The organism is Streptomyces sp. CAI-85 (assembly GCF_013363615.1).
Taxonomy (GTDB): Bacteria; Actinomycetota; Actinomycetes; order Streptomycetales; family Streptomycetaceae; genus Streptomyces; species Streptomyces antibioticus_B.
The window spans coordinates 84,492-103,006 of record NZ_JAANNX010000005.1; the positions used below are offsets into that span (position 1 = coordinate 84,492).

Consider the following 18,515-nt stretch of genomic DNA (forward strand, 5'->3'; position numbering starts at 1 on the left):
CGAGTGCTCCTTCACAGATGGCGGCGTCGGGTGGAGACGTGCCGTTCGTACAGCTCACGGGCCTTCACCGCGGACGGTCGCGTCGCGGTCTCGGCCACGGGTACATCCCACCAGGCCTGCGCCGGCGGCGGGCCCGACACAGTGTCGGCCGTTTCGGTCTCGACGTAGACACAAGTGGGAGTGTCGGCGGCGCGCGCTTCGGCGAGGGCCTCGCGCAGCTCGCGGACGGTCTTCGCGCGCAGGACGCGCATGCCCAGGCTCGCCACGTTGGCGGCCAGGTCGACGGGGAGCGGCGCGCCCGTGAAGGTGCCGTCCCCCGCGGTGTAGCGGTAGGCGGTGCCGAACCGCTCGCCGCCCACCGACTCGGAGAGTCCGCCGATCGAGGCGTAGCCGTGGTTCTGCACGAGCAGGATCTTGATCGCGATCCCCTCCTGCACGGCCGTGACGATCTCGGTCGGCATCATCAGATACGTGCCGTCGCCCACCAGCGCCCAGACGTTGCGCTCGGGCGCGGCGAGTTTCACCCCGATGGCGGCCGGGATCTCGTACCCCATGCAGGAGTAGCCGTACTCCAGGTGGTACTGGTCCCGGGACCGGGCCCGCCACAGCTTGTGCAGATCGCCGGGGAGCGAACCGGCCGCGTTGATCACGATGTCCGACTCGTCGGCCAGTGCGTCCAGCGCGCCGAGCACCTGGGTCTGCGTGGGGCGTACGTCGGTCTCCTCGGCCTCGAAGCAGGCGTCGACGCGCTGCTCCCAGCGCTCCTTGTCCTCGCCGTACTCGGCGGCATAGGCGTCGGCGACCCGGTGGCCGTCGCGCGCCAGCTCCCCGGTCAGCGCCTCCAGGCCGCTGCGGGCGTCGGCGACCAGGGGGAGGCCGGCGAGCTTGTGGCCGTCGTAGGAGGCGATGTTGAGGTTGAGGAAGCGGACCCCGTCGCCCTGGAAGAGGGTGTTGGAGGCGGTGGTGAAGTCGGTGTAGCGGGTGCCGACGCCGATGACCAGGTCGGCGGTGCGGGCCAGCTCGTCGGCGGTCGCGGTGCCGGTGTGGCCGATGCCGCCCACGTCCTGGGGGTGGTCGTGGCGCAGCGAGCCCTTGCCGGCCTGGGTGGAGGCGACCGGGATGCCGGTGGCGGCGGCGAACGCGGCGAGGGCGTCCTCGGCGCGGCTGTGGTGGACCCCGCCGCCCGCGACGAGCAGGGGGCGCCGGGCCGACCTGATCGCCCGTACGGCGGCGGCGAGTTCGGCCGGGTCGGCACCGGGACGCCGTACGGTCCAGGTGCGTTCGGCGAAGAACTCCTCGGGCCAGTCCCATGCCTCGGCCTGCACGTCCTGGGGCAGTGCGAGGGTGACCGCGCCCGTCTCCACCGGGTCGGTGAGGACCCGTACGGCCTGGAGCGCGGCCGGGATCAGCGCCTCCGGGCGGGTGACCCGGTCGAAATAGCGGGAGACCGGGCGCAGGCTGTCGTTGACCGACACATCGCCCGCGTACGGGACTTCGAGCTGCTGGAGGACCGGGTCGGCGACCCGGGTGGCGAAGGTGTCGCCGGGCAGCAGCAGCACCGGGAGGTGGTTGACGGTGGCGAGGGCGGCGCCGGTGACCAGATTGGTCGCGCCGGGGCCGATGGACGTCGTCACCGCGTGGGTGGACAGCCGGTTGGACTGGCGGGCGTAGCCGACGGCCGCGTGCACCATCGACTGCTCGTTGCGGCCCTGGTGGAACGGCATCGCCTCGCCGTACTCGACCAGCGCCTGCCCGAGGCCCGCCACGTTGCCGTGGCCGAAGATGCCCCAGGTCGCGCCGATCAGCCGCTGCCGGACGCCGTCGCGTTCGGTGTACTGGGCGGCCAGGAAGCGCACCAGCGCCTGGGCCACGGTGAGCCGGGTCGACCGGTCCGGCCGGTTCGAGGTCATCGGTAACCCCCTGTGGTGTCTACGTGGTCCGGGTGGAAGCAGATCCGCCACTCCCGGGTCTCGCCGGGTCCGGCCATGACGTTCAGGTAGTACATGGCGTGGCCGGGCTGGGCGATCGACGGGCCGTGCCAGCCGTCGGGGACGAGGACGGCGTCCCCCGAACGGACCTCGGCGAGGACGTCGGCGCCCCCCTCGCGCGAGGGGGACACCCGCTGGTAGCCGAGGCCGTGCGGGCCGTCGATCTCGAAGTAGTAGATCTCCTCCAGCTCGGCCTCCTCGCCCGGCCGGTGCTCGTCGTGCTTGTGCGGCGGGTACGAGGACCAGTTGCCGCCGGGGGTGATCACCTCGACGGCGATCAGCCGGTCGCAGTCGAAGGCGTCGGCGGAGGCGAAGTTGCGCACCAGGCGGGCGCAGTTGCCACTGCCGCGTTCCTCGACGGGTACCTCCGGCGCGGGGCCGTAGCGGGCGGGGAGTCGTCGCTCGCACTTCGCTCCTGCCAGGGCGAAGCGGCCTCCCGCGCCGGAGGCGATCTGGACCCGGGCGTCCCGGGGAACGTAGGCGAAGTCCGTCACGGACGCGAAGACGCTCTCCCTGCCCAGGAGTTGGAACTCGGCACCCTCGGTCCGCACCGTACATCCGCCGTCCAGCGGAAGCACGATCCATTCGCTGTCGCCGGTGGTGAGGGTGTGGGTCTCCCCCGGCTCCAGCGCGACGATCCGCAGACTGCTGTAGGTCCAGCCGGCCCGCTTCGGGTCGATGTCGAGCACATGCCCGGCACCGGCGGTGCTGCCGTGCGGGAGATGCAGGTTTTGACGGTCGGGGGTGTGCGGCTCGGTGTTCGTCATGCGGCGGCCCTCACAGCAGTCCTACGGCGGTGTCCACGGCGGCGGTGACGTCCCCGTCCGCCGGATACAGCAGCGAGCGGCCGACCACCAGGCCCCGGACGGTGGGCAGTTGCAGCGCGCCGCGCCACTTCTCGTACGCCCCGTCCTGGTCGTCGCCGACCTCGCCGCCGAGCAGCACGGCGGGCAGGGTGGAGGCGCCCATGACCTCGGCCATGTCGTCGGGGTTCTCGGTGACGGGGAGCTTCAGCCAGGTGTAGGCCGAGGTGCCGCCGAGGCCCGAGGCGATGGCGATGGACCGGGTGACGGCCTCGGCGGAGAGGTCGTTGGCCAGCCGGCCCTCGGGGGTGCGGCGGCTGATGAACGGCTCGACGAAGACCGGCAGCCGGCGGGCCGCCATGGCGTCGATCGCGCGGGCCGTGGACTCCAGGGTGGTGAGGGAGCCCGGGTCGTCGTAGTCGACGCGCAGGAGCAGTTTGCCCGCGTCGAAGTTGAGCCGCTCGATGTCCTCGGCGCGGTGGCCGGTGAAACGGTCGTCCAGCTCGAAGACGGCGCCCTGGAGGCCGCCGCGGTTCATGGAGCCCATGACGACCTTGCCGTCGAGGGCGCCCAGGAGCAGCAGGTCGTCCAGGATGTCGGCGGTGGCGAGGACGCCGTCGACGCCGGGGCGGGAGAGCGCGAGGCAGAGGCGTTCGAGCAGGTCGGCGCGGTTGGCCATGGCCAGCCGGTCACCGCCGACACCGAGCGCGCCGCGGGCCGGGTGGTCGGCCGCGACGATCATCAGCCGGCCGGAGTCGTTCAGCAGCGGTCTGCGCGGCCGGCGGGCGGCGGCCTCGGCGATCGCCTCGGGGTGACGGGTGCGCAGCCGGACGAGTTCACGGACGTCGACGCTCACAGCACGGCTCCCGCCTCGATCGCGGCTTCCACCTCGGCGGCCGTGGGCATCGCGGAGGAGCATTCGAGGCGGGAGGCCACGATGGCGCCGGCCGCGTTGGCGTGCCGCATGATCTTCTCCAGGTCCCAGCCCGCGAGCAGGCCGTGGCAGAGGGAGCCGCCGAAGGCGTCACCGGCGCCGAGGCCGTTGAGGACGTCCACCGGCAGCGGCGGCACCTCGGCGGACTCGCCCGCCTGGTTGACGGCGAGGACACCCTTGGGGCCCTGCTTGACGACGGCCAGTTCGACGCCGGCGTCCAGCAGCGCCCGGGCGGCGGCCGCGGGCTCGCGCACCCCGGTGGCGACCTCCACCTCGTCGAGATTGCCGACGGCGACGGTGGTGTGCTTGAGGGCCTCGGCGTAGAAGGGGCGGGCCGTGTCCGGGTCGGCCCAGAACATCGGGCGCCAGTCGAGGTCGAAGACGGTGGTGCCCGCCTTGGCGCGGTGGGCGAGCGCCGCGAGGGTCGCCGTCCGGCTGGGCTCCTCGCTCAGGCCGGTGCCGGTCACCCAGAAGATCCGGGTGTCGCGGACCGCGTCGAGGTCCAGCTCATGGGCGTCGATCTCCAGGTCGGGCGCCTTCGGACGACGGTAGAAGTACAGCGGGAAGTCGTCCGGCGGGAAGATCTCGCAGAAGGTGACCGGGGTGGGCAGTCCGGGGACCGGGGTGACCCAGCGGTCGTCGACGCCGAAGCCGCGCAGCTCCTCGTGCAGATAGGTGCCGAAGGGGTCGTCGCCGGTGCGGGTGATCACGGCGGTGGACCGGCCGAGCCGGGCCGCGGCGACCGCGACATTGGCCGCCGACCCGCCCAGGAACTTCCCGAAGGACGTGACCCGGGGCAGTGGCACCCCCGTTTGCAGCGGATAGAGGTCTACTCCGATCCGCCCCATGGTGATCAGGTCGTACGCCATCGAGTTCCCTTCGTGCCTTCATGCCCTGATGCCTGCGTGGCGGCCCGGCTCCGTCGGGCTCTCACGGATTTCTAGCCCCGCACCGGCAGCCCTGTCAATAGTTTGTCCAGACATTCGGACCAGCCCTTGACAGCCTCTCGGGGAGACCGCACGCTGACGGCCATGACGCCGTTGTCACCTCATTCCTCACTTTCCCGCATCCGGGTCGGATCGGCCCCGGACAGTTGGGGCGTCTGGTTCCCCGACGACCCCGCCCAGGTGCCCTGGCGGCGCTTCCTCGACGAGGTCGCGCAGTCCGGCTACGAGTGGATCGAGCTGGGCCCCTACGGGTACCTGCCGACCGACCCCGCACTCCTCAGCGAGGAGACCGCCCGGCGCGGCCTGAAGGTGTCGGCCGGCACCGTCTTCACCGGGCTCCACCACGGCGAGGCGGTCTGGGACAAAACCTGGGCGCATGTCGCCGACAACGCGGCGCTCGCCCAGGCGATGGGCGCGCGGCACCTGGTCGTCATCCCGTCCTTCTGGCGGGACGACAAGACCGGCGAGGTGCTGGAACCCGACACCCTCACGCCCGAGCAGTGGCGCAACCTCACCACGCTGACCGAGCGGCTGGGCAAGGAGGTGCGGGAGCGGTACGGGCTGAAGATCGTCGTCCACCCGCACGCCGACACCCACATCGACAGCGAGGAGAACGTCGTCCGCTTCCTCGACGGCACCGACTCCGACCTCGTGTCGCTGTGCCTGGACACCGGGCACTACGCCTACTGCGGCGGCGACAGCGTGAAGCTGATCGAGACGTACGGGGAGCGCATCGGATACCTGCACCTCAAGCAGGTGGACCCGGAGATCCTGGCGGACGTGCGGGCCAAGGGCACGCCGTTCGGACCGGCGGTGGCACAGGGCGTGATGTGCGAGCCGCCCCGCGGGGTGCCGGAGCTGGGGCCGGTGCTGGATGCTGCGCAGCGGCTGGGGGTGGAGTTGTTCGCGATCGTGGAGCAGGACATGTATCCGTGTGAACCGGATGCGCCGTTGCCTATTGCTCGGCGGACTCGGGCGTTCTTGCGGTCCTGCGGGGCGTAGCCCTCCGGGGGTCGGCAGGGGCGGCTACGGGGGTGCGGGTGCCTGTCGGGTGCCGGGTGCGGGTCGGTCGTGGCTGGTCGCGCAGTTCCCCGCGCCCCTTGGGTGGGTTGCAGTCACCGGCGTGTCAAGAGGGCTCGCTTGGGGGCGTTTGTGTCACTTGCGTCACTAAAGCTTGCTTTCTGTCACGGATGTCTCGGCTACGCGGGTCCTCCGCCACGTGCCGTCAACAGGCACTTCCGGAGGGTCACCACCCGTCGTTCACCGGGCACAGCCCAGGTGATCCACAGCGCAGCGCCGGGCTCCCCCGGGCGGCCTCCCGGCCGCCGCCCCCGCGCGCGCAGGGAGGTGCGCCTCATGACCGACCGAAGGCTCTGGTCCTACAAGGAGATCGCGGCCCACATCAGGGTGCAGCCGGACACCGTACGGTCCTACCGCAAGCACGGGCTGCTGCCGCCGCCCGACCATGTCGAGGGCGGCAAGCCCTACTGGTACGCCGACACCGTCCGCGCCTGGGTCGCCTCCCGACCGGGCAACCGGGGTCGCCGGCTGGAGTGACCGGGCGGCGACCCGGGAGTGATCCGGGGGCCCGCGTCGAACTCGGCGCGGGCCCTCCCCTTTCGCTTTCCCCGCTCAGCTCCAGGGCTCGATGACGGTCACCCCGGCCCCCGGTGCCGTCCCCATCGCCGCCAGTGCCTCCGGTACGGCGTCCAGGGTGATCGTCGAGGTCACCAGCAGGTCGGGGCGGAGCACCCCGGAGCGGACCGCCTCCAGCATCGCCGGGTAGGTGTGCGCGGCCATGCCGTGGCTGCCCAGGATCTCCAGTTCCAGGGCGACGACGCGGGCCATCGGGACGGCGGTCGTGCCGTCGGCCGAGGGCAGCAGGCCCACCTGGACGTGCCGGCCCCGGCGGCGCAGGCCGTTCACCGAGGCGGCGCAGGTGGCCGGGGAGCCGAGGGCGTCGAGCGAGAGATGCGCGCCGCCGCCGGTCAGCTCACGCACCGCCGCCGCCGTGTCCGGCACGCTCCCGGCGTCCACGCACTCCGCCGCGCCGAGCCTCCGGGCCAGGTCGAGGGCGCGCGGAGAGACGTCCACGGCGATCACCCGCGCGCCGCTCGCCGCCGCGATCATCACCGCGGACAGGCCCACCCCGCCGCAGCCGTGCACCGCGACCCACTCCCCCGCCGCGACCCGGCCCTGCCGGACGACCGCCCGGAACGCGGTGGCGAACCGGCAGCCCAGGGAGGCGGCGGTGGCCGCGGAGAGGTCCTCGGGGACGGCGACCAGATTGACGTCGGCGTGGTCCAGGGCGACGAACTGGGCGAAGGAGCCCCAGTGGGTGAACCCGGGCTGGGTCTGGCGCTCGCACACCTGGTGGTCGCCGGCCGCACAGGACGGACAGCTTCCGCAGCCGCAGACGAAGGGGACGGTGACCCGGTCGCCCGCCCGCCAGCGGGTGACGGCCGGGCTCGCCTCCTCCACGACCCCGGCCAGTTCATGCCCGGGGACGTGCGGCAGGACGATGTCCGGGTCGTGGCCCATCCAGCCGTGCCAGTCGCTGCGGCACAGGCCGGTCGCCTCGACCCGGACGACCACCCCGTGGGCAGCGGGCCGGGGGTCGGGAACCTCCCGCACCTCGGCCGGCTCGCCGTACCGCTCGAAGACCACTGCCCGCATCCACGGCTCCTTCTCGGCCCGCCCGGGACGGCCCCTGCCCTGCCGTCCCGAGATCACCGAGCACGCTAACCGCGTGTGGTCGCCTTGTCCCGTGTCCCCTCTGCCTGCTCGGTGTCCTCGGTGTCCTCGGTGTCCTCCGGTACGCCGGCGGTCTCGGTCCCCGCGCCGGGTATCTCCTCGGCCGGGGCCGTCGGGCCGCCCTCGCTCACGCCGAAGCGGTCGTGGAAGCGGCGTAGCGGTGCCGGGGCCCACCAGGTGGCGCGGCCGGTGAGGCGCATGATCGCCGGGACCAGGAGGCTGCGGACCACCATCGCGTCCATCACGACCGCCAGGGCGATGCCCAGGCCGAGCATCTTGGTGTTGGTGACCCGGGAGGTGCCGATCGCGACCATCACCACGGCCAGGATGACCGCCGCCGCCGTGATCAGTCCGCCGGTGCGGGTCAGGCCGAGGCGGACCGCGCGGTCGTGGTCGCCGGTGCGGTCGTACTCCTCCTTGATGCGGGAGAGCAGGAACACGCCGTAGTCCATGGAGAGGCCGAAGGCGACGCAGAACATCAGCACCGGCAGGGTGGTCTCGATGGAACCGGGGCTGGTGAAGCCGAGCAGGCCCGAGAGATGGCCGTCCTGGAAGACCCAGACCACCGCGCCGAACATCGCCGTCAGGCTGAGGGCGTTGAGCAGCACCGCCTGGAGCGGGACGACCACGCTGCCGGTGAGGAGGAAGACCAGGAGCAGGGTGACGATCGCGATGAAGGCCAGCGCCCAGGGCAGTTGGGCGCCGATGGCGTGCTTGGAGTCGACCAGGACGGCCGCGGTGCCGGTCACCTTGGTGTCGAACGGAGCCTCCGTGGCGCGCAGGTCACCGACCAGACCCTGCGCCGCCTCGTCCACGGCCTCGCCCTCGGGCTGAACCGTGAAGTACGCCTTGTCGCCGTTGACCAGCGGGCCGTCGACCCGGACCACCTCGGGGAGCGCCGCGATCCGCTGCTTGTAGTCCGCGTACTGGGCCGGGGTGGCCCTGCCCTCGGCCAGGATCTCCAGGCCGCCGCCCGGGCTGCCCGGGAAGCCGTCCCTGATGTGCTGCTGGACGACATGGGACTCGGCGGAGGAGGGAAGCTGGCGGTCGTCCGCGGTGCCGAACTTCACGCCCAGGAAGGGCAGTCCGAGCAGGACGAGGACGGCCGTGGTGCCCAGGGCGAAGAAGGGGGCCCGGCGCATGACCAGGTCGGCGGTGCGGCCCCAGCCCTTGCCGCCCTCCTCGGTGACGGAGGCGGTGGTGGCGTCCGGTGCCCCGGCGCGCCTTCTGCGGAAGGCCCGGCGCAGGTCCAGTGCGTTGACCCGGTCGCCGAGCAGGACGAGGGCCGCCGGGAGCAGGATCAGGGCGGCCGCGGCGGCCAGCAGGACCACCGCCATGCCGGCGTAGGCGAAGGAGCGCAGGAAGTACTGGGGGAAGACGAGCATCGCGGCGAGCGACACCGCGACCGTGAGCGCGGAGAACAGGACCGTGCGGCCGGCCGTGCGCAGGGTGGTGCCGATGGCGGTCCGCGAGTCGGCGCCGGCGGCGAGTTCCTCGCGGAAGCGGCGGACGATGAACAGCGCGTAGTCGACGGCGAGGCCGAGGCCCAGGGCCGTGGTGAGGTTCATCGCGAAGACGGACACGTCGGTGAAGGCCGTCAGACCGCTGAGGATCGCGTTCGTGCCGAGGATGGCGACGATGCCGATGCCCAGCGGCAGCAGGGCGGCGACCGCGCTGCCGAAGACCATCACCAGCAGGATCAGCGTGATCGGCAGGGCGATCAGCTCGGCGCGGACCAGGTCCTCCTGGATGGTGGTCTGCATCTCGTGCCGCACGGCGACGATGCCGCCGATCTTCACCTCCACCGGGCCGTGCGCGCCGCGGTAGGAGGGGGCGATGCGGTCGAGGGTCTCGCCCATCGCCTTCTCGTCGCCGGTGATCCGGGCCGCTATCAGCGCCTCGTGGCCGTCGGTGGCGCGCAGGGCGGGGGCCGCGGCGGGGTCGGCCCGCCAGTAGGAGCCGACGCCGACGACACCGGGCTCGGCGGCGAGCCGCTCGGTCAGCCGGTTCGCCTCGGCCGCCACCGCCGGGTCGTCCACCGAGGCGTTGCCCGCGCCGACCAGCAGCACGAGGTTGGGCTGGGAGTCGGGGAACGCCCGCTCCAGGGCCCGGGTCGCATAGGTCGACTCGGCGGCCGGGTCCTCCCAGCCGCCGCTGCCGAGCCGGTCGGCGACACCGCTGCCGGCCAGCACCGCGAGGGCGGTGAGCACCAGGGCGGCGAGCAGCGACAGCCTCGGCCGGGCGGTCACGAAGCGGGTCCAGCCCCCGACACGGGGTGTGCGGTTGACTTCGGTCATCGTGCGGTGTCCCCTTCACCTGGCACCATTAACTGAAAACACGAGGGATCGCTCGCATTTCCGTCCGGGACCAGAATGCGAGCGACCACTCGCGTTTGTCAATGACGTTCGGAGAGCTGGGGATAACTCGTGCCCGACAACCCGCAGAAGGAACAGCCACGCCGCCGCCAGGCGCGGGGAGAGCGCCGTATCGCACAACTGCTCGAAGCCGCGGCCAGTGTCTTCTGCTCGACCGGATACACCGCCGCCAGCACCAACGCCATCGCCCGCGAGGCCGGCGTCTCACCGGGCACGCTCTACCAGTTCTTCCCGAACAAGGAAGCCATCGCGATCGAGCTGGGCGACCGGCTGATGCACGAGATGCGCGAGACCTACGGCGAGGCGCTCGCCCCCGTCGACCCCGCGACACCCCTGGAGAGCGCGGTCGGCGCGGCGATCGACCGGTTCATCGCCTTCAACTGCGACCATCCGGTGTTCTTCGCCCTGATGCACGGCCCCGACATCCCCGGCCGCATGGCCGAGGAGCACGACGCGCTGCACGCCACGCTGCTCGCCCGGATCCAGGACCTGCTGTCCTCGTTCCTGCCCGACGCGTCCGCCGCCGAGCTGACCCGGACCGCGCAGATGTGCCTCGGCGTCTACAAGGCGGGCCTCGAACTGATCCTGGGACACGAGGGCGCCGAACGCGACGCGTATGTGCGGGAGCTGAAGGCCGTGCTCATCCGCTACCTGGAGCCGCTGGTGGGCGACCGCCTCGGGATCGCCCCGGGCGCCACCGCCGGGAATACCCCCTAGGGGTATAGTGTTGTGGAGAGCGGGAGCCCCTCGCGGGCCCCGACGGCCCCACCTGCCTCCACGAGGAGAACGACATGACCGCTCGAACCGACACCCCGGGAACCGTCACCGCCGTCTACAAGGTGACCGGCATGAGCTGTGGCCACTGCGAGGGCGCGGTCTCCGGTGAGATCTCCGAGCTGCCCGGCGTCAGCTCGGTCAAGGCCGTGGCCTCCACCGGTGAGGTCACCGTCGTCTCCGCCGCCGAACTGGACGAGGCCGCCGTGCGCGCCGCCGTCGACGAGGCCGGCTTCGAGCTGGCCGGCCGGGCCTGAGGCGGCAGCGGCCCCGCCCGGCGCGCCCCCGAGGCGACCGCCGGCACACCCCGAGGCATCCACCGGGCCGTACCGACCAGCTCATACTGGATCCGTGCGGCCCGGTCCGTTTCCTGGAGTACGCATGACCAGCACCGTCGGCACCACCACCGCCGCCGAGACCCCGATAGCCGACCCCGCCGCCGAGGTGGAGCTGCTGATCGGCGGGATGACCTGCGCCTCCTGCGCGGCCCGCGTCGAGAAGAAGCTCAACCGCATGGAGGGCGTCACCGCCACGGTCAACTACGCCACGGAGAAGGCCCGGGTCAGCTACCCGGCCGGCGTCGAGGTCGCCGACCTGATCGCGACCGTGGTCAAGACCGGCTACACGGCCGAGGAACCCACGCCCGAGCCCACCCCGGCGGAGACCAACGCCGGCTCCGGCGTCGAGGCCCCGCAGGATCCCGAACTGGCCGCCCTGCGCCACCGGCTCCTGGTCTCCGCCCTGCTCGCCGTGCCCGTCGTGCTGCTCGCGATGGTGCCCTCCCTCCAGTTCGACAACTGGCAGTGGCTCTCGCTGACGCTCGCCGCGCCCGTCGTCGTCTGGGGCGGCGCCCCGCTGCACCGGGCCGCTTGGACGAACCTGCGGCACGGCGCCGCCACCATGGACACCCTGGTCTCGGTGGGCACGCTGGCCGCGCTCGGCTGGTCGCTGTGGGCGCTGTTCTTCGGCGACGCCGGGATGCCCGGTATGCGGCACCCCTTCGAACTCACGGTCTCCCGCACCGACGGCTCCTCCGCGATCTATCTGGAGGTCGCCGCGGGCGTCACCGTCTTCATCCTGCTCGGCCGCTATCTGGAGGCCCGCTCCAAGCGGCGCGCCGGGGCCGCCCTGCGGGCCCTGATGGAGATGGGCGCCAAGGACGTCGCCGTCCTGCGGGACGGGCGCGAGACACGGATTCCGGTCGACCGGCTGGCGGTCGGCGACCGGTTCGTCGTACGGCCCGGGGAGAAGGTGGCCACCGACGGGACGGTGGTCGAGGGCGTGTCGGCGGTGGACGCGTCGATGCTCACCGGCGAGTCCGTGCCGGTGGACGTCGGGCCCGGCGACACCGTCACCGGCGCGACCGTCAACGCCGGCGGGCGGCTGGTCGTCGAGGCCACCCGGATCGGCGCCGACACCCGGCTCGCCCGGATGGCCCGGCTGGTGGAGGACGCGCAGAACGGCAAGGCGCAGGTGCAGCGGCTGGCCGACAGGATCTCCGGGATCTTCGTCCCGGTGGTGCTGCTGATCGCGACCGCCACCTTCGGCGGCTGGCTCGGCGCGACCGGGGACACGGCCGCCGCGTTCACCGCCGCCGTCGCCGTGCTGATCATCGCCTGCCCGTGCGCCCTGGGGCTCGCCACGCCCACCGCGCTGATGGTCGGCACCGGCCGCGGCGCCCAGCTCGGCATCCTGATCAAGGGCCCCGAGGTCCTGGAGTCCACCCGGCGTGTCGACACGGTCGTCCTGGACAAGACCGGCACCGTCACCACCGGCCGGATGACCCTCCAGTCGGTGTACGCCGCCGAGGGCACCGACGAGCGGGAGCTGCTGCGGCTCGCGGGCGCCCTGGAGCACGCCTCCGAGCACCCGGTGGCGCAGGCGGTGGCCGCTGCCGCCGCGGAGAACGGTCCGCTGCCGGCGGCCGAGCACTTCGAGAATGTGCCCGGACGCGGCGTGCGTGGACGCGTCGAGGGACATGAGGTCGCCGTGGGCCGCCTCTTCGACGGCCTCCCGGCCGAGCTGGCCCGCGCCCGCGACGAGGCCGAGCGGGACGGTCGTACGGCCGTCGTCGTCGGGTGGGACGGCGAGGCGCGCGGGGTGCTCGCGGTCGCCGACGCGGTCAAGGAGACCAGCCCCGAGGCGGTGCGGGCCCTGCGTGCGCTGGGGCTCACGCCGGTGCTGCTGACCGGGGACAACCGGGCCGTCGCGGAGTCGGTGGCCCGGGCCGTCGGCATCGACGAGGTGATCGCCGAGGTGCTGCCCGAGGACAAGGTCGCCGAGGTCCGGCGGCTCCAGGGCGAGGGCCGGGTGGTCGCGATGGTCGGCGACGGCGTGAACGACGCGGCCGCGCTGGCCGCCGCCGATCTGGGGCTCGCGATGGGCACCGGGACGGACGCGGCGATCGAGGCGAGCGATCTGACGCTGGTGCGCGGGGATCTGCGGGTGGCCGCGGACGCCATCCGGCTGTCGCGGCGGACGCTGGCGACGATCAAGGGCAATCTGGTCTGGGCGTTCGGATACAACGTGGCCGCGCTGCCGCTGGCCGCGGCCGGACTGCTCAACCCGATGATCGCGGGCGCGACGATGGCGTTCTCGTCGGTGTTCGTGGTGACCAACAGTCTGCGGCTGCGGTCCTTCCGGTAACAGTCCGGTAAGAGGGGACGTTTACGTCAGACCCCCTGGAGTCCAGCGCGAGCCTCACATAAGCTCTTCACAAGGCTCGCGCATGTTCCTTACGCTTGGGCCTCGATCGCTGTATTTGGGCCCTTGCGCATCTATCGGACATATGCAAGAGACACAGATCACAGTGATGGGAACGTAACCACCGAAGGGGTTCGACGGTCTAAGTTGACGATGTCGGAAAGCGTCTTGGGGGGCGCAGACCGGCATCTGGGGATGTCTTGGGGGACTTCCTCAGAGATGCGTTGCCGGGGCACGCACACCGGGAAGCTTTGAGCGGCCCTCCCAGCGTGCGCTGTCCCGGCAGATCGCACCTTCGGTGGACAACCGCATATGGACACAGCGAATTCAGGCGCTGGTCTCATGAACGCCCGGCCGGATCCCGTGGGGGGAATCCGCACCGGGACATGGGAAGGCGCCCTGGTCGTCGGCCCGTGGGGGGACTGACGTCAGGGCGCCTTCCGTATGTCCGGACCTGGCTGAGACAGCCCTGTCCGGGCGGGTCGATCCGCTCGGACAGGGCTGCGTTCATGGGCCGACGGGGCCGACGGGCGGGGGCACCGGCGCGCTGCGGGCGCCCCTCGCGGTCAGCGGTGTCGGCGGTATCGGCGGGTCAGCGCGCCTCGACCGGCACGAAGTCGCGCTCGACGACGCCGGTGTAGATCTGGCGCGGACGGCCGATGCGGGAGCCGGGCTCCTTGATCATCTCGTGCCACTGGGCGATCCAGCCCGGCAGCCGGCCGAGGGCGAAGAGGACCGTGAACATCTCGGTCGGGAAGCCCATGGCCCGGTAGATCAGACCGGTGTAGAAGTCGACGTTCGGGTAGAGGTTGCGCGAGACGAAGTACTCGTCGGAGAGCGCGTGCTCCTCCAGCTTCAGCGCGATGTCCAGCAGCTCGTCGGACTTGCCGAGGGCGGACAGCACGTCGTGCGCGGCGGCCTTGATGATCTTGGCGCGCGGGTCGAAGGACTTGTACACCCGGTGGCCGAAGCCCATCAGACGGACGCCGTCCTCCTTGTTCTTCACCTTGCGGATGAAGGAGTCCACGTCGCCGCCGCTCGCCTGGATGCCTTCCAGCATCTCCAGGACGGACTGGTTGGCGCCGCCGTGCAGCGGGCCCCACAGGGCGTTGATGCCGGCCGAGATCGACGCGAACATGTTGGCCTGCGAGGAGCCGACCAGACGGACCGTGGAGGTCGAACAGTTCTGCTCGTGGTCCGCGTGCAGGATGAGCAGCTTGTCCAGCGCCGAGACGACGACCGGGTCCAGCTCGTACTCCTGGGCGGGGACCGAGAAGGTCATGCGCAGGAAGTTCTCGACGTACCCGAGGTCGTTGCGCGGGTAGACGAACGGGTGGCCGATCGACTTCTTGTACGCGTACGCGGCGATCGTCGGGAGCTTGGCGAGCAGCCGGATCGTCGAGAGGTTGCGCTGCTTCTCGTCGAACGGGTTGTGGCTGTCCTGGTAGAAGGTGGACAGCGCCGAGACCACCGAGGAGAGCATGGCCATCGGGTGGGCGTCGCGCGGGAAGCCCCGGTAGAAGTTCTTGACGTCCTCGTGCAGCAGGGTGTGCTGCGTGATGTCGTTCTTGAAGACGCTCAGCTCGTCGACCGTCGGCAGCTCGCCGTTGATCAGCAGGTAGGCGACCTCGAGGAAGGTCGACCGCTCCGCGAGCTGCTCGATCGGGTAGCCGCGGTACCGGAGGATGCCCTGCTCGCCGTCAAGGTAGGTGATGGCGGATTTATAGGCGGCGGTGTTGCCGTAGCCGCTGTCCAGGGTCACCAGACCGGTCTGCGCGCGGAGCTTCCCGATGTCGAAGCCCTTGTCGCCGACGGTGCTGTCGATCACCGGGTAGGTGTACTCGCCGTCGCCGTACCGCAGTACTACAGCATTGTTGGTGTGCTCGCTCACGTCATCCCTCACCGACGTTGTGCCTCTTCTTCGAGGTTGCCCTGACTGTCTCTACCATCCCCCATTTGGCGCAGGAGAGTGCACTCGGGGTCGACCATTGGGCGTATCGGCGGCACTGAGTGCCGCCAACTTTCTCATCCTGCCGCCTTCGCCCCCCTTGCGGAAGTGCTCTGTGACCCACGTGACTCATTTGATCGATCATTTCCTGTCCAGCGGTCACGGATGACCGGTCAGCGGTCACCGAAGGGGTCCTCCGCCGGGTCGTCCACCGGGCCGTCCGCCGGGTCCTCCGCGCGCTCTCCGGGGCGGGCACCGCCGGATCCCGCCGCCAGCCGGAAGGCCAGGGAGGTGCAGCGGCGGCCCGCCGAGACCGTGCGCACCGCCTGACCGATCGCCTTGCGCGAGCCGACGAGCACGACGAGCTTCTTGGCGCGGGTGACGGCCGTGTACAGAAGGTTCCGCTGAAGCATCATCCATGCTCCCGTGGTGACGGGGATCACCACGGCGGGATATTCACTCCCCTGTGAACGGTGGATCGTCACCGCGTACGCATGGGCCAGTTCGTCCAGTTCGTCGAAGTCGTACGGGACTTCCTCGTCCTCGTCGGTCAGTACGGTGAGGCGCTGGTCGACCGGGTCGAGCGCGGTGACGACGCCCACGGTGCCGTTGAAGACGCCGTTCTTCCCCTTCTCGTAGTTGTTGCGGATCTGGGTGACCTTGTCGCCGACGCGGAAGACCCGGCCGCCGAACCGCTTCTCGGGCAGGTCGGGGCGGCCCGGGGTGATGGCCTGCTGGAGCAGCCCGTTGAGGGTGCCGGCGCCGGCCGGGCCGCGGTGCATGGGGGCGAGCACCTGGACGTCCCGGCGCGGGTCGAGCCCGAACCGGGCGGGGACACGGCGGGCCGCGACGTCCACGGTGAGCCGTCCGGCGTCCTCCGTCTCGTCCTCGACGAAGAGGAAGAAGTCCTTCATGCCGTCGGTGACCGGGTGCTGTCCGGCGTTGATCCGGTGCGCGTTCGTCACCACGCCGGACTGCTGGGCCTGGCGGAACACGCGCGTGAGGCGGACCGCGGGGACCGGGCCGCCGTCGGCCAGCAGATCGCGCAGCACCTCGCCTGCGCCGACGCTGGGGAGCTGGTCGACGTCCCCCACGAAGAGCAGGTGCGCGCCGGGCGGTACGGCCTTGACCAGCTTGTTGGCGAGCAGCAGGTCCAGCATCGACGCCTCGTCGACCACCACCAGGTCGGCGTCGAGCGGGCGGTCCCGGTCGTAGGCGGCGTCCCCGCCGGGCTTCAGCTCCAGGAGGCGGTGGACGGTGGACGCCTCGGCGCCGGTCAGCTCGGCCAGGCGCTTGGCGGCGCGGCCGGTGGGGGCGGCGAGGACGACCTTGGCCCGCTTGGCGCGGGCCAGCTCCACGATCGAGCGCACGGTGAAGGACTTGCCGCAGCCGGGGCCGCCGGTGAGCACCGCGACCTTCTCGGTCAGCGCGAGCCGGACGGCGGCCTCCTGCTCGGGGGCGAGATCGGCGCCGGTGCGCTGCCGCAGCCAGCCGAGCGCCTTGTCCCAGGCCACGTCACGGAAGCCCGGCATACGGTCCTCGGCGGTGCGCAGCAGGCGCAGGAGCTGGCCGGAGAGGGAGAGTTCGGCGCGGTGGAAGGGGACGAGGTAGATCGCGGTGACCGGCTCGCCGTCCTCCCCGGGGAGCTGTTCGCGTACGACGCCGGGTTCGCCGGAGTCCTCGTCGGGCAGGGCGAGTTCGGCGAGGCACTCGATGACGAGGCCGGTGTCGACCTGGAGGAGCTTGACCGCGTCGGCGATCAGCCGCTCCTCGGGGAGATAGCAGTGCCCCTGGTCGGCGGACTGGGACAGCGCGTACTGGAGGCCGGCCTTGACGCGCTCCGGACTGTCGTGCGGGATGCCGACGGACCGGGCGATGCGGTCGGCGGTCAGGAAGCCGATGCCCCAGACGTCGGAGGCGAGCCGGTAGGGCTGGTTCTTCACGACGGAGATGGAGGCGTCGCCGTACTTCTTGTAGATGCGGACGGCGATGGAGGTGGACACCTCGACGGTCTGGAGGAAGAGCATGACCTCCTTGATCGCCTTCTGCTCCTCCCAGGCGACGGCGATCTTCTTGGTGCGCTTGGGGCCGAGGCCGGGGACCTCGATGAGGCGCTTGGGCTCCTCCTCGATGATCGTGAGGGTGTCGACGCCGAAGTGCTGGGTGATGCGGTCGGCGAAGACCGGCCCGATGCCCTTGACCAGCCCGGACCCCAGGTACCGCCGGATTCCCTGGACGGTGGCCGGCAGTACGGTCGTGTAGTTCTCCACGGTGAACTGCTTGCCGTACTGCGGGTGGGAGCCCCAGCGGCCCTCCATCCGCAGCGACTCCCCGACCTGCGCGCCGAGCAGCGCGCCCACGACGGTGAGGAGGTCGCCGGCGCCCCGGCCGGTGTCGACACGGGCGACCGTGTAGCCGCTGTCCTCGTTCGCGTACGTGATGCGCTCCAGCACGCCTTCCAGCGTGGCGAGCCGCCGCTCCCCCGGCCGGGAGGCCCCCGCCTGATCGGTCATGATCCGACGGTACCGCCCGGCACCGACAACGCGGTCCGGGCGGCGGTGCCGTCCTGGGTCTGCCGGCTCAGGACTGCTTGATCGTCACGCAGGTGCCGACCACGTATCCGGTGATACCGCTGCGGGTGACCTTCACCCAGCGCTTGCTGACGATGTCGCACTTCTCGTACTCGGCGGAGCCGTAGTACATCGTGCAGGAGGCGGATGCGCTCTGCCCCTTGTTGAGCTGGGCCAGCGCGGTCCCGCCGGTGCTCGTGGTGGAACGGATGATCACGGTCTCCAGAGCCGTGGCCGTACAACTCGCCGCGGCAGCCGGCGTGGCGACGACGACCATGGCCCCCACGAGCCCAGCAGCCCCCACGACGGCACCGAGTATCCGACCTGCGCGCATATCGCTCTCTCCCCTGTTCACTTGGCACGGGCATGCCACCCGCGACGGACTGGGGCAGCGTAGTACTCCAACCGGCCTGGGCTACGGACTAGTTGCCGTCGCTCGCAGAACAGATGCCACCCGGGGCAATGCCACGCAGACGTGGAAGCGGGGGCGGCACCGCACGGGCCCTGGGACGACCAGATCGCGTTTGTGTTTGATGGTGGCGTCGTTGACGGGGTGGATCGGCTGACGCCGCACGACGGCGAGTTGTCCGAGGCTCGGTTCGTCGGGGTCGCCGAGGCCGGAGGGCTGGTCCGGGGGCGGATGCGGCGGCGGTTGGCGGAGGCGGTGCGGGCTGTTCGGGAGGAGCGGGCGGTTTATTTGCACGACGGGTCGGTGTGCC

At 71.6% G+C, this 18,515-nt stretch carries 14 protein-coding genes; 5 read left to right on the plus strand and 9 right to left on the minus strand.

Annotated elements, in window-relative coordinates:
• Window positions 1-11: 11 nt before the first annotated feature.
• From iolD to iolC, 4 genes are read right to left on the minus strand one after another with little or no spacing between them, the layout of a single operon-like run.
• Window positions 12-1,910 (minus strand): 3D-(3,5/4)-trihydroxycyclohexane-1,2-dione acylhydrolase (decyclizing), encoded by a 1,899-nt coding sequence (gene iolD / locus G6W55_RS09270; RefSeq protein WP_175520315.1) that lies wholly within the window; start codon window positions 1,908-1,910, stop codon window positions 12-14.
• Window positions 1,907-2,755: a 5-deoxy-glucuronate isomerase gene (gene iolB, locus G6W55_RS09275; RefSeq protein WP_175520316.1), complete on the minus strand. Its 849-nt coding sequence runs from the start codon at window positions 2,753-2,755 to the stop codon at window positions 1,907-1,909. The genes iolD and iolB overlap by 4 nt, the downstream gene beginning before the upstream one ends.
• Window positions 2,756-2,765: 10 nt before the next feature.
• A complete protein-coding gene (locus G6W55_RS09280; protein WP_175520317.1) occupies window positions 2,766-3,647 on the minus strand; it encodes a deoxyribose-phosphate aldolase in 882 nt (293 codons plus the stop codon).
• Complete coding sequence (iolC, locus tag G6W55_RS09285; protein ID WP_175520318.1) at window positions 3,644-4,594, minus strand: 5-dehydro-2-deoxygluconokinase; 951 nt, start codon at window positions 4,592-4,594, stop codon at window positions 3,644-3,646. The genes G6W55_RS09280 and iolC overlap by 4 nt, the downstream gene beginning before the upstream one ends.
• 162 nt (window positions 4,595-4,756) lie before the next feature.
• Between iolC and G6W55_RS09290 the strand changes: the two genes are divergently transcribed.
• The gene (locus tag G6W55_RS09290) at window positions 4,757-5,674 is read left to right on the plus strand and encodes a sugar phosphate isomerase/epimerase (RefSeq protein WP_175520319.1); all 918 of its coding nucleotides are present in this window, start codon (window positions 4,757-4,759) and stop codon (window positions 5,672-5,674) included.
• Window positions 5,675-6,028: 354 nt separating this feature from the next.
• Window positions 6,029-6,229: an AlpA family transcriptional regulator gene (locus G6W55_RS09295; protein WP_030779816.1), complete on the plus strand. Its 201-nt coding sequence runs from the start codon at window positions 6,029-6,031 to the stop codon at window positions 6,227-6,229.
• Between the two features lie 75 nt (window positions 6,230-6,304).
• Here G6W55_RS09295 and G6W55_RS09300 read toward each other — a convergent pair whose 3' ends face one another.
• Both G6W55_RS09300 and G6W55_RS09305 read right to left on the minus strand, forming a co-directional pair.
• On the minus strand, window positions 6,305-7,348 hold the full coding sequence (locus G6W55_RS09300; RefSeq protein ID WP_175520320.1) for a zinc-dependent alcohol dehydrogenase family protein: 1,044 nt from the start codon (window positions 7,346-7,348) through the stop codon (window positions 6,305-6,307).
• A 65-nt stretch (window positions 7,349-7,413) separates the two neighbouring features.
• Window positions 7,414-9,723 (minus strand): MMPL family transporter, encoded by a 2,310-nt coding sequence (locus tag G6W55_RS09305; protein WP_175520321.1) that lies wholly within the window; start codon window positions 9,721-9,723, stop codon window positions 7,414-7,416.
• Between the two features lie 129 nt (window positions 9,724-9,852).
• Here G6W55_RS09305 and G6W55_RS09310 point away from each other — a divergent pair, with 129 nt between their 5' ends.
• The 3 genes from G6W55_RS09310 to G6W55_RS09320 all read left to right on the plus strand — a co-directional run bounded on the left by G6W55_RS09310 (window position 9,853) and on the right by G6W55_RS09320 (window position 13,221).
• Window positions 9,853-10,518: a TetR family transcriptional regulator gene (locus G6W55_RS09310; protein WP_175520322.1), complete on the plus strand. Its 666-nt coding sequence runs from the start codon at window positions 9,853-9,855 to the stop codon at window positions 10,516-10,518.
• A 74-nt stretch (window positions 10,519-10,592) separates the two neighbouring features.
• Window positions 10,593-10,832 carry a heavy-metal-associated domain-containing protein gene (locus G6W55_RS09315; protein WP_175520323.1) on the plus strand — a complete coding sequence of 80 codons (240 nt, stop codon included), beginning with the start codon at window positions 10,593-10,595 and terminating at the stop codon, window positions 10,830-10,832.
• Between the two features lie 124 nt (window positions 10,833-10,956).
• Window positions 10,957-13,221, plus strand: coding sequence for a cation-translocating P-type ATPase (locus tag G6W55_RS09320; protein WP_175520324.1), 2,265 nt, complete (start codon window positions 10,957-10,959; stop codon window positions 13,219-13,221).
• A 649-nt stretch (window positions 13,222-13,870) separates the two neighbouring features.
• Here the strand turns inward: G6W55_RS09320 and G6W55_RS09325 are convergent.
• The 3 genes from G6W55_RS09325 to G6W55_RS09335 form a co-directional block, all read right to left on the minus strand.
• Window positions 13,871-15,169, minus strand: a complete 1,299-nt coding sequence (locus G6W55_RS09325; RefSeq protein ID WP_030779833.1) for a citrate synthase — start codon at window positions 15,167-15,169, stop codon at window positions 13,871-13,873.
• A gap of 230 nt (window positions 15,170-15,399) precedes the next feature.
• Window positions 15,400-17,739 carry an ATP-dependent RecD-like DNA helicase gene (locus tag G6W55_RS09330; RefSeq protein WP_254876167.1) on the minus strand — a complete coding sequence of 780 codons (2,340 nt, stop codon included), beginning with the start codon at window positions 17,737-17,739 and terminating at the stop codon, window positions 15,400-15,402.
• A gap of 67 nt (window positions 17,740-17,806) precedes the next feature.
• On the minus strand, window positions 17,807-18,130 hold the full coding sequence (locus tag G6W55_RS09335) for a hypothetical protein (protein ID WP_175520325.1): 324 nt from the start codon (window positions 18,128-18,130) through the stop codon (window positions 17,807-17,809).
• Window positions 18,131-18,515: the final 385 nt, after the last annotated feature.

Coding starts and splice junctions, on each gene's coding strand:
- iolD (WP_175520315.1), bottom strand. CDS start 1,910: ATGACCTCGAACCGGCCGGACCGGTCGACCCGGCTCACCGTGGCCCAG.
- iolB (WP_175520316.1), bottom strand. CDS start 2,755: ATGACGAACACCGAGCCGCACACCCCCGACCGTCAAAACCTGCATCTC.
- iolC (WP_175520318.1), bottom strand. CDS start 4,594: ATGGCGTACGACCTGATCACCATGGGGCGGATCGGAGTAGACCTCTAT.
- G6W55_RS09290 (WP_175520319.1), top strand. CDS start 4,757: ATGACGCCGTTGTCACCTCATTCCTCACTTTCCCGCATCCGGGTCGGA.
- G6W55_RS09295 (WP_030779816.1), top strand. CDS start 6,029: ATGACCGACCGAAGGCTCTGGTCCTACAAGGAGATCGCGGCCCACATC.
- G6W55_RS09300 (WP_175520320.1), bottom strand. CDS start 7,348: ATGCGGGCAGTGGTCTTCGAGCGGTACGGCGAGCCGGCCGAGGTGCGG.
- G6W55_RS09305 (WP_175520321.1), bottom strand. CDS start 9,723: ATGACCGAAGTCAACCGCACACCCCGTGTCGGGGGCTGGACCCGCTTC.
- G6W55_RS09315 (WP_175520323.1), top strand. CDS start 10,593: ATGACCGCTCGAACCGACACCCCGGGAACCGTCACCGCCGTCTACAAG.
- G6W55_RS09320 (WP_175520324.1), top strand. CDS start 10,957: ATGACCAGCACCGTCGGCACCACCACCGCCGCCGAGACCCCGATAGCC.
- G6W55_RS09330 (WP_254876167.1), bottom strand. CDS start 17,739: ATGACCGATCAGGCGGGGGCCTCCCGGCCGGGGGAGCGGCGGCTCGCC.
- G6W55_RS09335 (WP_175520325.1), bottom strand. CDS start 18,130: ATGCGCGCAGGTCGGATACTCGGTGCCGTCGTGGGGGCTGCTGGGCTC.